Here is a 14,337-nt window from a genome sequence, read left to right on the forward strand (position 1 = left end):
AACGAGTCGTTGACGGCGGTGGTGTGCGGGAAGATGAAGGGGAAGGGTAGTTGTGCGGACGGCGAGGAGATATTTAGGGGTAATGATGCGGAGTGTAAGCCTTTTATGGGGTGACAATAGGGTGGAAAGGAGATAAGAAAGTAAAGCTCGGGCACGTCTTTTGGTAGGCTGCTCTTAACCTCGAGTACTGCATTATTGTCTTAACCCGTTTTATTATTTTGACGAACTGAATATTTCAAATCCAGTACCTTATGTTGACACTGCCACCAGCCGGCAGAAGGTAATGCCCTGATCAGAACTATTGGAAATTAACTGTAAATTGAGCAGAAAAAGTTTGAAAGTAGAGAAATTGGTAGTTTAAGTTATTGATGCAACATTATTCAGATGGCCCGAGTGGTCATGGGTAAGGACAATAAAAGATAAGGCTGCAGACAAATTACACCAAGCAAAGATAGCATTGTCTGCAGGGTAAAAAGCTGGTTGATACAGCAAACAGATATCTGTGTATCTATTTTGAAAGGCTATATCGAGAAACTGCACATCACTCCGTCAATATCGACAAGATAAGGTATAGCAGAATGCACGATCAAAGGCTACGGCGGCAAAACAGATGGCACCTAGAAAAACATCAGCTACAGACCTGCATTATCGCAAACCCCTTTGCAACAACTCATCGACGGAAACGCAAATCAAACACAACCGAATATTTGTTGAAAAACCCGTTATGTAGTTGAACAAAGCTTTGTTACGTTTCACTGTAAATCAGGCTGTGAACCTAATTTGCTTTAGGCAACATGGGTGTGCAACGCTATTCGAAAGCGATATGTTTGAATCGTTGAACCGGTTAACAGCTTACTTGCGCTTGTTTGCTCCTACAAGATGCGAGTATTGGGAAGATAAAAGGAAACTGTCAAATCCCTGTGTTTGAATTTTGGCTGTTGGGGATGAAGGATTTTTTGCAAAGGTCTTAGGCCGTCTGAAAACTTGATAGAAGCAGTCGTCTGTTAAATATGCGATAATGCGGGAGATTTCATGGGTGTGGTAGAAACATGGTTGAGACTGTCCGGTGGGAATTATGCCGGACAACGATGGAATCGGTTTGCTTGAAACGCCCGCTTTGCGGGTTTTTTTATGGGAAGGAATGGTCATGCCTAATCCGCTTTATCGGCAACATATTATTTCAATTTCAGATTTGACGACGGAGCAGCTCGAATTGCTGCTTCAGACGGCCTTGAAGTTGAAAAAGCAGCCTCGTGAAGATTTGCTTGAAGGCAAGTTGATTGGTTCGTGCTTTTTTGAACCGTCCACCCGTACGCGTTTGTCTTTTGAAACGGCGGTACAGCGTTTGGGTGGGAAAGTTATCGGTTTTTCCGATGGCGCGAATACCAGTGCGAAAAAGGGTGAAACGCTTGCGGATACTGCGAGGATTATTTCCAGCTATACGGATGCGATTATTCAGCGACACCCGAAAGACGGTGCGGCCCGTGTGGCGGCCGAGTTTTCGAGCGTGCCCGTGATTAATGCCGGCGATGGTACCAACCAACATCCGAGTCAGACGCTTTTGGACTTGGTAACGATTTATGAAACGCAGGGCAGTTTGAGCAATTTGAAGATTGCGATGGCCGGTGATTTAAAATATGGCCGTACGGTACATTCATTATGTCAGGCGCTGAAGCGTTGGGGTTGTGAATTTGCGTTTGTTTCCCCTCCCAGCTTGGCGATGCCGGACTATATCACTGAAGAGCTGGAAGAGGCAGGTTGCCCTTATCAAATTTTGCCCGGCTTGGAAGAAGCGGTCGAATGGGCGGATATTTTGTACATGACCCGCGTTCAGCGTGAACGTTTTGATGAGCAGGAATTTGCCAAAATCCAGGGTAAATTCAATCTTGATGCGTCAATGTTGGCAAATGCCAAACTCAATTTGCGCGTCTTGCATCCTTTACCGAGGGTAGATGAAATTCATCCGAATGTGGATAAAACACCTCATGCCTATTATTTTGAACAGGCAACCAACGGTGTGTATGCACGGATGGCGATTTTGTCTTTGGTATTGAACGAAGAAGTTTAAGGAGCGAAAGATGGAAAACTCAAAACTCAGCGTGGAAGCGATCGAACAAGGTACGGTCATTGACCATATTCCTGCCGGTAAAGGCTTGGCCATTTTAAGGCAGTTCAAGCTGTTGCATTATGGCAATGCAGTAACGGTTGGCTTCAATTTGCCCAGCAAAACGCAGGGCAGCAAAGACATTATTAAAATCAGCGGCGTATGGTTGGATGCCAATGCGGCAAACCGTTTGGCTTTGTTTGCCCCTGAGGCAGTGGTCAACAAAATCGATCGGTTTAAGGTCGTTGAGAAACAGCATTTATCATTGCCGGATGAAATTTCGGAGGTATTCCGCTGTCCGAATACCAATTGCGCCAGTCATGGCGAGCCGGTCATCAGCCGTTTTTATGTCCGCTCACATCATGGGCAGACGCGTTTGAAATGTCATTATTGCGAAAAAACCTTCTCGCGTGATTCGGTTGCCGAAGCCTGATAAAAATCTCAGGCCGTCTGAAAATACGGCTATACGGTTTGAGTTGTTTGCTTGATACATTAGATGATAAAAAGCAAGATATTAAGCCAAGTTGCGTTAAAATTACGTTAAAATGATGCCTTCCGGGTTGATGACATTATTCGCCCGAAAGGCATTATTTTTTAATAACATGATACGAAATGTAGGAAAACTCATGCACTCATCCATACAAAGCCGGTTTGCCCCAATTTTATACGTCTTGATTTTCTTTGCCGGATTTTTAGCCGCACAAGTTTGGTTTAATCAGCAAGCCTATTTGGCCAATCTTCCCCTTTTGGTTACAGCCATTTCTGCCGTTGCATTTGTTTGGTTGATTTGGGCCGTCGTCTCTGCGCGATCCAAAGCTAAAAGCAAGATGTTGCACCGTGAGCAGCTGATTCAAAAAGAGAGCATTCATCCGGTTTTACATGCGACGTTGCAGCGTTCTGACGGTCAAACGGATTTATTGGTTTTGGTTGTCCGCAATAGCGGTAAGGGCTTGGCGAAGAATGTGCGTTTTGAGGCAGAGCCTTTGCCGGATCACTTGCCGAGCAAGCTGGTTGCCGATGCAGTGATGCGCTTGGAAATGTTTTCCGGCGGCGTGGATATGCTGGCATCGGGCGAATTGTATGGCGGCGTGTTTGCAAGCATGTTGGCGCTGGCTGCCGAATTGCCGGATCAGACATTTGGCGGCGTGTTGAAACTGAAGGCCACTTATGAAAATGCCTTTGGCGATCAATGCACTTCTGAAAGCATTTTGGATTTGAGCATACTGAATTTCAATTTGTCAGAAATTAAATCCAGCGGCGAGCAAAAGCCCCGCAAGAAATTGTTGTATTGATATTCAAAATATGCAGGCCGTCTGAAACCGAAATACTTGTTTTCAGACGGCCTGTTGTTATTTTTCAAATGATTTTTGAAGAAAAAGAGGCGTATCGGGTATAATAATCAAAGAATTCGAAACGGATTGTCAGGATCGGCAAGCCGTCTCATCATTGTCGTATTTCAAAACCCTACTGATATTTTTTCAATAATCTGTTGCTATGTATCGGAACTTTTTCTGATGTTGGCACTGGCGAAATATTCCTTCAGCCATTTACTCTCAGGAAGCTGCTTATGTTAGTGTGTAATCCTTATGAAGTTGTGATCCATGGTACGACCAGCAAAGGCAAGATTTTCCGACCAAGCGACTGGGCGGAGCGCCTGTGTGGTATTTTGTCTTCCTTTACTAAAGACAACCGCCTTTCCTATTCTAATTGGGTGCGCCCGATTTTGGTGGATAATGTCCGTTGTGTAGCGGTCGATAAAAAGTTGGAAGAAGACAATCCGCAAATGTTCCGTTTCTTGATGGACTTTGCGGCGGATAATGATTTGCGCGTGATTGACTGCAAAGCCTTACTCAAAGAGCAGGAAAGCAAGCAGCAGGGCGAAGTGCCGGTCGAGCGCGTTTTGTTGGCGCAGGCGATTGAAGAAAAACACGCCGCCGAGCGTGCCGAAGCGGCCGATACCCAGCCTGAGCCTCAAGCTGCCGCGCCTGTGGTCGGCGTATTACGTGAAATTCCGCCGGAAGAAACTGCAACCGCTTTTGCGGCATTGAGCATTTTGCGTTCTTCTTTGACCGATATTCACCGTTTTGTCGAACAAATCAACGAACATCAGCGTAAAACCGGCTACCGCCTGCTGGGCATTTTTGAAGAAGGCAAACAAAATGCCGTAGCCGTATGCGGTTTCCATGCCGCGTACAACTTGGCCAGCGGTTACCATATCCATATTGACGACATCGTGACCATGCCTCAATGCCGCCAAAAAGGCTATGCTTCGCGCTTGTTGGAAGAAGTACGCAAAATCGGTGCGGAAACCGGCGCAACCAAAATCCATCTGAATGTCCATGTGAACCATGACCGTGCAGATGCGCATCGTCTCTACTTCAAAAACGGATTTGAAATTTGTGCGTACCATTTCCGTTGCGACCCGAAATAATTTTTGTGGAAAGAGGGAATCCAATGTTGAAGATTTTGACTGCGGTTGTTTTGGCACTGAGTTTGGCGGCCTGCGCATCAGGCAGCGGGCAAGGCAGCTCGCAAATGTATGGCGAGATTAAGGCCGGTGTAGAAATCAGCCATCAACGTTGAGGCATATAATGACAAGGCCGTCTGAAATAGGTTTTTCTGTTTCAGACGGCCTTTTTGCAGCTTGATTAGAGGGTAGCGGAGGTGTCGTCGGTGGCAACAGTCCGATGCAGGCGATACCAATTGTACAGGCGCAAGATGCACAAGAAAGCAATAATGGGCATGCAGGTTGCGGTAACCAGATAACGCGGGTTGCTGAAGTTTAAAACATTGCGGCCGGAAAGCAGCGACAAAGCGGCATGCAACCATTCCCATAAAGACGAAATGCTGAATGCCAAAACAGCCAACAGGCCGAGGGTTCGGAAAATACCGATGGGCAGGATTTGTCGGCGTAATACGGCGCGGTTGAGTTGGAACAAAACAATCAAACCGAAGCCGATGATGCAGACCATGCCGCCGTTGGCGACGATTTGCAGGCTGTTGAAGGCGATGTCGGGCGTAACGGAAAGCGTGCCGGACTGGTTGGATGCAGTTTGTTGCAAGTTTAAGCCTTGCATCACATTCAGGACGAAACCGTATATCAGGTCGGCCAAAACGATGCCGATGGGCAGAGGAGTCAAAAAACGTTTCATGGATCGGTCGGATATTTCAGTATTCTATTCGGATGATTGAGGCCGTCTGAAAATTAAACATGACGACGTGAGGGTATATTGTATCCGATAGGAAAGTAGGTTAATGCAAAAATAAATTTAGTTTAAGTCAGAAAATGATGTAATTTTACGCCAACATTATTGCATTAAGAGTACAATCCTCTTCATTATCAAACGTGAAATCAACAGGAAAGGACGTTTACATGAGCCAATTGCAACGTGATTTAACCCGTATCAGCCACAATACCAAAATTGTCGCCACACTGGGTCCGGGCAGCAACAATGTACAATTGTTGGAAGACATGATCCGTGTCGGCGGCCTTAATGTCGTCCGTTTCAATTTCAGCCACGGTACGCCGGAGTTTCATGAAGAAAATGCCCGTATCGTACGCGAAGCCGCGAAACGTGCGGGTCAGGAAATCGCCATCCTCGCCGACTTGCAAGGACCTAAAATCCGCGTGGGTAAAATTGCAGGCGGCAGCATCGAGCTGAATAAGGGTGAAACCTTGATTTTGGATGCCGCGCTTGAAGGCGAAGGCACACGCGAAGCGGTTGGCCTGGACTACCGCGATTTGCCCAATGACGTCGCTGCCGGCGATGTTTTGTGGCTGGACGACGGCCTGTTGACTTTGACCGTTGAAGCGGTTGAAGGAAGTAAGATTATTACAAGGGTGGAAAACAGCCATGTGCTGAAAAGTAACAAAGGTATCAATAAACGCGGCGGCGGCCTGTCTGCCGGTGCGTTGACCGAAAAAGACTTCCGCGACTTGAAAACCGCGATTGCCATCGGTTGCGACTACTTGGCCATCAGCTTTGTGAAATCTGCCGAAGATTTGCACATCGCACGCGCCAAAGTCGAAGAAGAAATGAAAGGCAGCACCGCCGTACGCCCCGGTTTGGTTTCCAAAATCGAGCGCGTAGAAGCCATTGAAAACCTGGACGAAATCATCCTTGCCAGCGACGGTATTATGGTTGCCCGCGGTGACTTGGCAGTGGAAGTCGGCCATGCCGCCGTACCTGCCCTGCAAAAACGCATGATCCGCCGCGCCCGTGAGTTGCGCCGCTTCAGCATCACCGCAACTCAAATGATGGAATCCATGATTACCAATCCTGTACCGACCCGCGCGGAAGTCAGCGATGTGGCCAACGCAGTATTGGACGGTACCGATGCGGTGATGTGTTCCGCCGAAACCGCCGTCGGCGCGTATCCGTTTGAAACCGTCAGCCAAATGGCGATTATTTGTGCGGCTGCGGAAAAAGAACAAGATTCACTCAACGGCGTTGCCGAACAGGTCGAGTATCCCGAAGCCGTCAGCACCAACTTGGCGATTGCCGGCGGTGCGGTTAGCGTGGCGCGCGCAGTTCACGCCAAAGCCATTGTTGCCCTGACTGAAAGCGGCTCGACCGCCTTCGAAGTCAGCCGCCACAACATCACCCTGCCGATTTTTGCCCTGACGCCGAGTGTTTCAGCACAACGCCGTATGGCGATGTACCGCGGCGTGCGTCCGTTGATTTTGGCCACCAGTACCGACCACGATACCGCGCTGAACGAAGTGGAAGCCATGCTGGTAGAACACAAAATCCTCCAAAGCGGCGACCAATACATCATCACCAGCGGTTCGAAAATGCGCGAATCCGGTTCGACCAATACGCTGGAAGTGTTGCAGGTCAAATAATTGCAGTGATCCGATGATTGGAAAAGCAGGCTGTTTTAGCCTGCTTTTTTTGTGTAAAAAAAGAAAAGATTAGGCAAAAATAATGATGTAGTATAGAATTGAGTGCCTATACTAAATCAATAAAGGACGTTTCAGACGGCCTTTTTCTTTGTCCGCTACTTTCACGGTAAACCAAAATGATTCATTTCAATCTGAAAAAAACAGCATTTATTTTAAGCGCAGCACTGTTATCTACCGCCGTCCAGGCCTCCGGCTACCACTTCGGCACACAATCCGTTAATGCACAAGGCACGGCCAACGCCGCCGCCGCCGAAGCCGCCGATGCATCAACCATTTTCTACAACCCGGCCGGTTTGAGCAAACTTGACAGCAGCCAAATTTCCGTCAACGCCAATATCGTTTTCCCAAGCATTCACTATGAGGCGGAATCTGCAAAACACTTCCGCACGGGTGCCGATGTCAGCGGTTCGACCAGCGGCAAAATTACCGAAACCACCGTTGCTCCGCATATCTATGGCGCGTACAAAGCCAGCGACGATGTCACTTTGGGTTTGGGCGTGTACGTTCCCTTCGGCTCTGCAACCGAATATGAAAAAGATTCCGTATTGCGCCACAACATCAACAAACTGGGTTTGACCACCATTGCCATCGAGCCGGTAGTCGCATGGAAACTGAATGAGCAGCACGCCGTCGGTGCCGGTTTGATTGCCCAATATTCCAAAGCCGAATTGCGCAAATACTCCGACTGGGACGCTTCTGGCGCCATCAGCCAGTTGGCAAGCGGCTTGGCTTCCCGTCAAGCAGGCCGTCCCGTTGCTGTCGATGCGACCGGCAAGGCTGACGGTCATGCCGATGTAAAAGGCCACGATTGGGGCTTCGGCTATCAACTGGCGTGGATGTGGGACATCAACGACCGCGCACGCGTGGGTGTGAACTATCGTTCCAAAGTATCGCATACGCTGAAAGGCACTGCCGATTGGGAAGCTGACGGCGCATATGCAAAACGCGCTTGGGACTTGGGTGCAATGGCTGCACGCGGTTATGTGCCGAACGAAAAAGCCAGCGTCAAAATCGTCACGCCTGAGTCTTTATCCGTTCACGGTATGTACCGCGCTACAGACAAAACCAATTTGTTCGGCGATGTGACTTGGACGCGGCACAGCCGCTTCAACAAAGCCGAGCTGGTGTTTGAAAATACCAAAAACGTTGTCAACGGCAAATCTGACCGTACCGTCATCACGCCTAACTGGCGCAACACTTATAAAGTCGCATTCGGCGGCTCTTACCAAGTTACCGAACCATTGCAACTGCGTGCCGGTATCGCTTTCGACAAATCACCGGTTAAAAGCGCCGAAGACCGCATGAACAGCCTGCCTGACGGCAACCGTATCTGGTTCTCCGTTGGTGCTAAATATCAACTGGGCAAAAATCATGTCATCGATGCGGCGTACAGCCATATCCACATCAATGACACGGTTTACCGCACCGGCAAAGCCAGCGGCAACGACGTAGACAGCCGCGGTGCATCTTCTGCACGCTTCAAAAACAAAGCAGACATCTTGGGCTTGCAATACACTTACAAATTCAAATAATCGGATTTGAGTTGTGGATAAAAAGGCCGTCTGAAGATTTCAGACGGCCTTTTTGATTGGCAGGAACAGATGGAACAATCAACAGGCAATAAATAGCGTATCGGGCTTTTCATATTTCTGATTGGAATGGCAGAACGGGAAAACAATAGAAAAGGGGAGAGCTGATAAATAGCTGAAGACATGAGATATTGTTTGCGCTTTAAACAACGTGTTACCAATTTTATTTAATGGGCGGAAATCAAAAGGCCGTCTGAAAAACAGGTTTTCAGACGGCCTTTGTTTGCTGGATGGCTGCTAAGAAAGCTCAATCAGCTGCGGACTTCCAGTTCGATTTCTCTTTCCTGTTCGTCTTCGGCCGGTTTGTCCATGGTTTTTTCATCGGCCATATTGTCCAAATCGCGGCCGGGCTCGGAGGCGGTATCGCCGATGGAAACGCTGTTCAGGCTTTCCAAAATAATGGCTGAGGCCAGATGGTCGGATGTGCGGTACACCATTGCCAACCCGATTTCTTCCGCTGGAATGGAAACCAATTCAACCGTATCTTTGTCTTTCGGCTTGCGAATCAGGTTGTTGGACAGATTCACACGGACTTGGCGGCCGCGTTTGTAGAGGCTGACCACCGTGCCTTTGTCCAAACCGTCGAGTTCGCCTTTATCCAAAGTAATGGTTTGGAACTGGCCGGCTTCGCCCACGCCGTCGAAGATGGAAACGACTTTGGCCTGAATCGGACGGGCAGGGGCGTGAGGCATCACATTGAAGCTGTCGAGGCCTTCGGGCAGTTTCAGCAGATAGTCGTCTTTGCGGATTTCAGAAACGGCTTCTTCGATAACCAAAGGTTGCGCGGACTGGGTGCGCAGCTTCATGACTTTGTTGACTTGGGTGTAATACTCGTTGCTTTTGAGTTTTTCGTCAGAAGCGCGGGTACGGTGTTCCAAGGCGGAGTCGGTGTAAGGCAGCGTGTTGGCGATGCCGCTGAACACGACTTCTTGGCCGAGGAATTTGCCGGTTTCCGGATCGGTGATGTTTTTATTGACGCGGTAGGTCAGGTAGCGGCCGGGTTCGGTCAGGCCGTATGCGTACACGCGGTTGCCTTGGGTGTAGAGGACGCGGTTGTCGGGGCCTGCAATAAGGCGCGGCGCGTTGGCGGTTTCTTCCGGAGCGATAATCTGCGGATGTTTCATAAACATGCGGTAGAGGTTGACGTTGACAGTTGGAATACCGTAGCCGGAAGTTTCGCGTACGCGCGGATGCAGTTTGATCACGGGAATGCCGTCTGAACGGGTTTGGGCGTGTTCAAAACCCAGTCGCGGCTGGCCGTTGACGTAGCGTAAAACCAACACCTGCCCCGGATAGATCAGATGCGGATTGCGGATGGCGTTGCGGTTGGCGCCCCAAAGGCGGTTCCATTGCCACGGGCTGTACAGATATTTGCCGGAAATACCCCACAAGGTATCGCCGTTTTTAACGACGTAGCGTTGCGGCGCATTGGGTCGGATTTTTAAAGAAGCTGCCTGAGTGTGGGCAGAAATAGCCATGCCTGCCATGCAAAGCAGGGTTATAATACGTTGTTGCATAACCGTTCCCCTTGAAATCGGTTTGGTTTGTCTTCAGATGATAAATAGAGAAGGCTGGAGTTTGCGAAACTGCCGCCCATCCATCAATACGATAACGAACGGCCTCTGTCGCGCTATCTTAACATTTTTCGGCGTTATTTTAGCATTGAATGTTGCTGTCATGACAGGAGATTGTGGCGGCGGAATCCAAATCTGTATGAAAATCACACATCAGCTTTATAAAACGAGAATATTATGGCTTTACTGAACATCCTCCAATACCCTGACGAGCGTTTGCACACGGTCGCCAAACCTGTTGAAAAAATCGACGAGCGCATCCAGACATTGGTTGCCGATATGTTTGAAACCATGTACGAAGCACGCGGTATCGGCTTGGCGGCCACTCAAGTCGACGTACACGAACGCATCGTCGTGATGGATTTGACCGAAGACCGCAGCGAGCCGCGCGTGTTCATCAATCCCGTTATTGTCGAAAAAGACGGCGAGACGACTTACGAAGAAGGCTGCCTGTCCGTGCCGGGCATTTACGATACCGTGACCCGTGCCGAGCGCGTCAAAGTCGAAGCCTTGAACGAAAAAGGCGAGAAATTCACGCTGGAAGCAGACGGCCTGTTGGCAATCTGCGTGCAGCACGAATTGGACCACCTGATGGGCATCGTGTTTGTCGAACACCTGTCGCAGCTGAAACAAGGCCGCATCAAAACCAAACTGAAAAAACGTCAGAAACACACCATCTGACCTAAGCATCGCTTAAAGGCCGTCTGAAAAGACAAAACAGAAGGCAGACTTCGGTTTTCAATCTTTCAGACGGCCTTTTCAGCTGAAACAGTTTGCCCAACGCGCCCATTCAAACCATTTCCACAAGGACACAACATGAAAGTCATCTTTGCCGGTACGCCCGATTTTGCCGCCGCCGCCTTGAAAGCCATCGCCGCCGCAGGTTTTGAAATTCCGCTGGTGTTGACCCAGCCCGACCGCCCAAAAGGCCGCGGCATGCAGTTGACCGCATCGCCGGTCAAACAGGCAGCCTTGGAATTGGGTTTGACCGTGGCGCAGCCGGAAAAGTTGCGCAATAACGCCGAAGCCCTGCAAATGCTCAAAGATACGGGCGCGGATGTGATGGTGGTGGCCGCGTATGGTTTGATTTTGCCGCAGGAAGTGTTGGATACGCCCAAACACGGCTGCCTCAATATTCACGCCTCGCTGTTGCCCCGTTGGCGCGGCGCGGCACCGATTCAACGTGCGATTGAAGCCGGCGACGCCGAAACCGGCGTGTGCATCATGCAGATGGACATCGGCTTGGATACCGGCGATGTGGTTAGCGAACACCGCTACGCCATCCAGCCTACGGATACCGCCAACGAAGTGCATGACGCGTTGATGAGTTTGGGCGCGGAAGCGATTGTTGCCGACTTGCAGCGTCTGCAGGCGGAAGGCCGTCTGAATGCGGTCAAACAGCCTGAAGAAGGCGTTACCTATGCTCAAAAATTAAGCAAAGAAGAGGTGCGTATCGATTGGAATGAAAGCGCGGCTGTGATTGAACGCAAAATCCGCGCCTTCAACCCCGTTCCCGCTGCGTGGGTGGAATATCAAGGCAAGCCGATGAAAATCTGGTGTGCCGAAGTGGTGGCCAAACAGGGTAAGGCAGGCGAAGTATTGTCCTGCACTTCAGACGGCCTGCTGGTGGCGTGCGGTGAAAACGCGCTGAACATCACCGAATTGCAGCCTTCCGGCAGCAAACGCATGAGCATACAGGCATTTGCGGCAGGCCGGACGATTGAAATCGGGACGGTTTTGTAACAGGCTGGAAACCAACGTAGAGGAAAGAAAACAATGGCTGTTTTTGAAGTGGTCGAGGGCGATATTACCCGATTGGCAGTCGATGCGATTGTCAATGCGGCCAATTCATCGCTGTTGGGCGGTGGCGGCGTGGACGGTGCGATACACCGTGCCGCGGGCAAAGAGCTGCTGGACGAGTGCCGCACTTTGGGCGGTTGCCGCACAGGCGAAGCCAAAATAACCAAAGGCTACCGTTTGCCTGCGCGTTTTGTCATCCACACGGTCGGGCCGGTATGGTTTGGCGGAAAACAAAATGAAGAGGCTAAATTGGCACAATCTTATGCCAATTCCTTGCTGCTTGCCCAGAAACACGATCTTCACAGCATCGCCTTTCCGTGCATCAGCACCGGTGTGTACCGCTTCCCGGTCGAAGCCGCCGCGCGTATCGCTTTGGAGAGTTTGAAGCAAACCCTGCCGCAATGTCCGGCAGTGGAAAAAATCATCTTTTGCTGTTTTTCCAAAACAGATGCCGAATATTATCGGGCATTGCTGGCTGCCGAACAGGCCGTCTGAAATCCGCCGAACACTTGAAATCAAATTATGAATCAGAAAGCAAAAATATGAGTATGTCCCTCGCCCAAAAACTGGCCGCCGACAGCGTTGCCGCGGTTGCCGAAGGGCGCAATCTTCAGGATGTTTTGGCGGAAATCCGCGCGGCGCATCCGCAGCTGACGGCGCAGGAAAACGGCGCCTTGCAGGATATTGCCTATGGCTGCCAACGTTATTTGGGCAGTTTGAAACATATGCTTGGGCAAATGCTGAAGAAGCCGATTGACAATCCGCAGCTTGAAAGCCTGCTTTTGGCGGCGATGTACCAACTGCATTACACGCGCAACGCGCCTCATGCCGTGGTCAATGAGGCGGTGGAAAGCATTGCCAAAATCGGCCGCGGCCAGTTCCGCTCGTTTGCCAATGCAATTTTGCGCCGCTTTTTGCGTGAACGCGACAAGCTCGCGGCTTCTTGTAAAAAAGACGATGTGGCGAAACACAATTTGCCGCTGTGGTGGGTGGCTTACTTGAAAAACCATTATCCGAAACATTGGCACAACATCACCACTGCGCTGCAATCGCATCCGCCGATGACTTTGCGCGTCAACCGCCGACACGGCAATGCCGAAAGCTATTTGGAAAAACTGGCTGTGGAAGGTATTGCGGCCAGGGCGTTGGACGAATACGCCGTGATGTTGGAAGAAGCCGTGCCGGTAAGCCGCCTGCCCGGTTTTTCAGACGGCCTGGTGTCTGTGCAGGATTTTGGTGCGCAGCGTGCTGCCTATTTGTTGAACCCGAAAGACGGAGAACGCATCCTCGATGCCTGTGCGGCGCCGGGCGGTAAGACAGGCCATATCTTGGAATTGGCAGATTGTCATGTTACCGCTTTGGATATAGACGAAGGCCGTCTGAACAGGGTGAAGAGCAATCTTGACCGTTTAGGCTTTCAGACGGCCTCTTTGGCTTGTGCCGATGCGCAGGACTTGGCGGCATGGTATGATGGTAAGGCCTTTGACGCTGTTTTGGCCGATGTGCCGTGTACTGCTTCGGGCGTGGCGCGGCGCAATCCCGACGTCAAATGGCTGCGCCGACCGACCGATGCCGTCAAAACCGCACGCCAACAGGAAGCATTATTAGACGCGCTGTGGCAGACCCTGACGAAAAACGGCAGGATGTTGCTGGCTACCTGCTCGGTCTTTGTCGAAGAAAACGACGGTCAATTGCAAAAATTCCTTAACCGCCATGCCGATGCCGAGTTGATCGAATCGCATGTGCTTTTACCGAACAAACATCAAGATGGCTTTTATTACGCGCTTATTAAAAAGCAGTAAAACGCTGATTGTACCGCTCTTGCTCGCCGTGTCGCTGAACGCGGCGGGCGAGGGCATCAGTGCGACCCGTGCCGAGGCAAAGCTGACCCATGCCGGACAGCTTTCCGTCAGCAGCCGTTTCCGCACCGACCTGCCCGATCAGCTCAAAGAAGCACTCAAACAGGGCGTCCCCCTGCATTTCAATTTAAGTTGGCAGCTGTCGGCGCCGTCCGTGGCGTCTTATAAATTCAAGTTCGACCAACTGCTCAACAACGACAGCACGATTCAATATAAATTATCCTTCCATCCGCTGACCAACCGCTATCGCGTTACCGTCGGTACGTTTTCTACCGAGTACGACACGCTTGAGACTGCCTTGCGCGCAGTGGGCGCGGTCGCAAATTGGAAGGTTTTGTCCAAAGGCGCGCTGAGTGATGTGGCCGCCAAAGACACGAAGGCTGAAATCCGCCTGCTGCTGACAACCGCCAAGCTGCCCAAACCGTTCCAAATCAATGCCCTGACTTCTAAAAATTGGCATTTGGATTCGGGTTGGAAATCCTTGTCGGTCATGCAGGAGTAAACC

General features: G+C 50.4%; 14 protein-coding genes. 12 read left to right on the plus strand and 2 right to left on the minus strand.

The window, feature by feature from the left end:
* Positions 1–1,147 precede the first annotated feature (1,147 nt).
* The 5 genes from pyrB (at position 1,148) to ACTHUG_RS08650 (ending at position 4,687) form a co-directional block, all read left to right on the plus strand.
* Positions 1,148–2,068, plus strand: coding sequence for an aspartate carbamoyltransferase (pyrB, locus tag ACTHUG_RS08630; RefSeq protein WP_188213381.1), 921 nt, complete (start codon positions 1,148–1,150; stop codon positions 2,066–2,068).
* 10 nt (positions 2,069–2,078) lie between these two features.
* Complete coding sequence (pyrI, locus tag ACTHUG_RS08635) at positions 2,079–2,537, plus strand: aspartate carbamoyltransferase regulatory subunit (RefSeq protein WP_003749219.1); 459 nt, start codon at positions 2,079–2,081, stop codon at positions 2,535–2,537.
* A 193-nt stretch (positions 2,538–2,730) separates the two neighbouring features.
* Complete coding sequence (locus ACTHUG_RS08640; RefSeq protein ID WP_440386608.1) at positions 2,731–3,396, plus strand: hypothetical protein; 666 nt, start codon at positions 2,731–2,733, stop codon at positions 3,394–3,396.
* A 275-nt stretch (positions 3,397–3,671) separates the two neighbouring features.
* Positions 3,672–4,535 carry a GNAT family N-acetyltransferase gene (locus ACTHUG_RS08645; protein ID WP_070836923.1) on the plus strand — a complete coding sequence of 288 codons (864 nt, stop codon included), beginning with the start codon at positions 3,672–3,674 and terminating at the stop codon, positions 4,533–4,535.
* Positions 4,536–4,558: 23 nt separating this feature from the next.
* Complete coding sequence (locus ACTHUG_RS08650; RefSeq protein ID WP_440386607.1) at positions 4,559–4,687, plus strand: hypothetical protein; 129 nt, start codon at positions 4,559–4,561, stop codon at positions 4,685–4,687.
* A 65-nt stretch (positions 4,688–4,752) separates the two neighbouring features.
* On the opposite strand, the gene ACTHUG_RS08655 is transcribed toward ACTHUG_RS08650, so the two are convergent.
* Positions 4,753–5,256, minus strand: coding sequence for a hypothetical protein (locus tag ACTHUG_RS08655; RefSeq protein ID WP_440386606.1), 504 nt, complete (start codon positions 5,254–5,256; stop codon positions 4,753–4,755).
* 221 nt (positions 5,257–5,477) lie between these two features.
* On the opposite strand from ACTHUG_RS08655, the gene pyk reads away from it, so the two are divergent.
* Positions 5,478–6,950 carry a pyruvate kinase gene (gene pyk / locus ACTHUG_RS08660; RefSeq protein ID WP_049348624.1) on the plus strand — a complete coding sequence of 491 codons (1,473 nt, stop codon included), beginning with the start codon at positions 5,478–5,480 and terminating at the stop codon, positions 6,948–6,950.
* 176 nt (positions 6,951–7,126) lie between these two features.
* On the plus strand, positions 7,127–8,542 hold the full coding sequence (locus tag ACTHUG_RS08665) for an OmpP1/FadL family transporter (protein ID WP_440386605.1): 1,416 nt from the start codon (positions 7,127–7,129) through the stop codon (positions 8,540–8,542).
* A 308-nt stretch (positions 8,543–8,850) separates the two neighbouring features.
* On the opposite strand, the gene ACTHUG_RS08670 is transcribed toward ACTHUG_RS08665, so the two are convergent.
* Positions 8,851–10,116, minus strand: coding sequence for a LysM peptidoglycan-binding domain-containing protein (locus tag ACTHUG_RS08670; RefSeq protein ID WP_003749229.1), 1,266 nt, complete (start codon positions 10,114–10,116; stop codon positions 8,851–8,853).
* A 234-nt stretch (positions 10,117–10,350) separates the two neighbouring features.
* Between ACTHUG_RS08670 and def the strand changes: the two genes are divergently transcribed.
* The 5 genes from def to ACTHUG_RS08695 all read left to right on the plus strand — a co-directional run bounded on the left by def (position 10,351) and on the right by ACTHUG_RS08695 (position 14,334).
* Positions 10,351–10,854 carry a peptide deformylase gene (gene def, locus ACTHUG_RS08675; protein ID WP_003678675.1) on the plus strand — a complete coding sequence of 168 codons (504 nt, stop codon included), beginning with the start codon at positions 10,351–10,353 and terminating at the stop codon, positions 10,852–10,854.
* Between the two features lie 135 nt (positions 10,855–10,989).
* On the plus strand, positions 10,990–11,916 hold the full coding sequence (gene fmt, locus ACTHUG_RS08680) for a methionyl-tRNA formyltransferase (protein ID WP_440386604.1): 927 nt from the start codon (positions 10,990–10,992) through the stop codon (positions 11,914–11,916).
* A gap of 33 nt (positions 11,917–11,949) precedes the next feature.
* Positions 11,950–12,468, plus strand: coding sequence for an O-acetyl-ADP-ribose deacetylase (locus ACTHUG_RS08685; protein ID WP_440386603.1), 519 nt, complete (start codon positions 11,950–11,952; stop codon positions 12,466–12,468).
* 47 nt (positions 12,469–12,515) lie between these two features.
* Complete coding sequence (rsmB, locus tag ACTHUG_RS08690; RefSeq protein ID WP_314577454.1) at positions 12,516–13,775, plus strand: 16S rRNA (cytosine(967)-C(5))-methyltransferase RsmB; 1,260 nt, start codon at positions 12,516–12,518, stop codon at positions 13,773–13,775.
* The gene (locus ACTHUG_RS08695; RefSeq protein ID WP_440386602.1) at positions 13,741–14,334 is read left to right on the plus strand and encodes a DUF4390 domain-containing protein; all 594 of its coding nucleotides are present in this window, start codon (positions 13,741–13,743) and stop codon (positions 14,332–14,334) included. The genes rsmB and ACTHUG_RS08695 overlap by 35 nt, the downstream gene beginning before the upstream one ends.
* The last annotated feature ends 3 nt before the right edge of the window (positions 14,335–14,337 follow it).

This window comes from Neisseria sp. P0022.S009, from assembly GCF_051956675.1.
Classification (GTDB): Bacteria; Pseudomonadota; Gammaproteobacteria; order Burkholderiales; family Neisseriaceae; genus Neisseria.

Excerpts from the sequence above, each read along its gene's own strand:
- pyrB (WP_188213381.1), top strand. The coding sequence starts at position 1,148 with ATGCCTAATCCGCTTTATCGGCAACATATTATTTCAATTTCAGATTTG.
- pyrI (WP_003749219.1), top strand. The coding sequence starts at position 2,079 with ATGGAAAACTCAAAACTCAGCGTGGAAGCGATCGAACAAGGTACGGTC.
- ACTHUG_RS08640 (WP_440386608.1), top strand. The coding sequence starts at position 2,731 with ATGCACTCATCCATACAAAGCCGGTTTGCCCCAATTTTATACGTCTTG.
- ACTHUG_RS08645 (WP_070836923.1), top strand. The coding sequence starts at position 3,672 with ATGTTAGTGTGTAATCCTTATGAAGTTGTGATCCATGGTACGACCAGC.
- ACTHUG_RS08650 (WP_440386607.1), top strand. The coding sequence starts at position 4,559 with ATGTTGAAGATTTTGACTGCGGTTGTTTTGGCACTGAGTTTGGCGGCC.
- ACTHUG_RS08655 (WP_440386606.1), bottom strand. The coding sequence starts at position 5,256 with ATGAAACGTTTTTTGACTCCTCTGCCCATCGGCATCGTTTTGGCCGAC.
- pyk (WP_049348624.1), top strand. The coding sequence starts at position 5,478 with ATGAGCCAATTGCAACGTGATTTAACCCGTATCAGCCACAATACCAAA.
- ACTHUG_RS08665 (WP_440386605.1), top strand. The coding sequence starts at position 7,127 with ATGATTCATTTCAATCTGAAAAAAACAGCATTTATTTTAAGCGCAGCA.
- ACTHUG_RS08670 (WP_003749229.1), bottom strand. The coding sequence starts at position 10,116 with ATGCAACAACGTATTATAACCCTGCTTTGCATGGCAGGCATGGCTATT.
- def (WP_003678675.1), top strand. The coding sequence starts at position 10,351 with ATGGCTTTACTGAACATCCTCCAATACCCTGACGAGCGTTTGCACACG.
- fmt (WP_440386604.1), top strand. The coding sequence starts at position 10,990 with ATGAAAGTCATCTTTGCCGGTACGCCCGATTTTGCCGCCGCCGCCTTG.
- ACTHUG_RS08685 (WP_440386603.1), top strand. The coding sequence starts at position 11,950 with ATGGCTGTTTTTGAAGTGGTCGAGGGCGATATTACCCGATTGGCAGTC.
- rsmB (WP_314577454.1), top strand. The coding sequence starts at position 12,516 with ATGAGTATGTCCCTCGCCCAAAAACTGGCCGCCGACAGCGTTGCCGCG.
- ACTHUG_RS08695 (WP_440386602.1), top strand. The coding sequence starts at position 13,741 with ATGGCTTTTATTACGCGCTTATTAAAAAGCAGTAAAACGCTGATTGTA.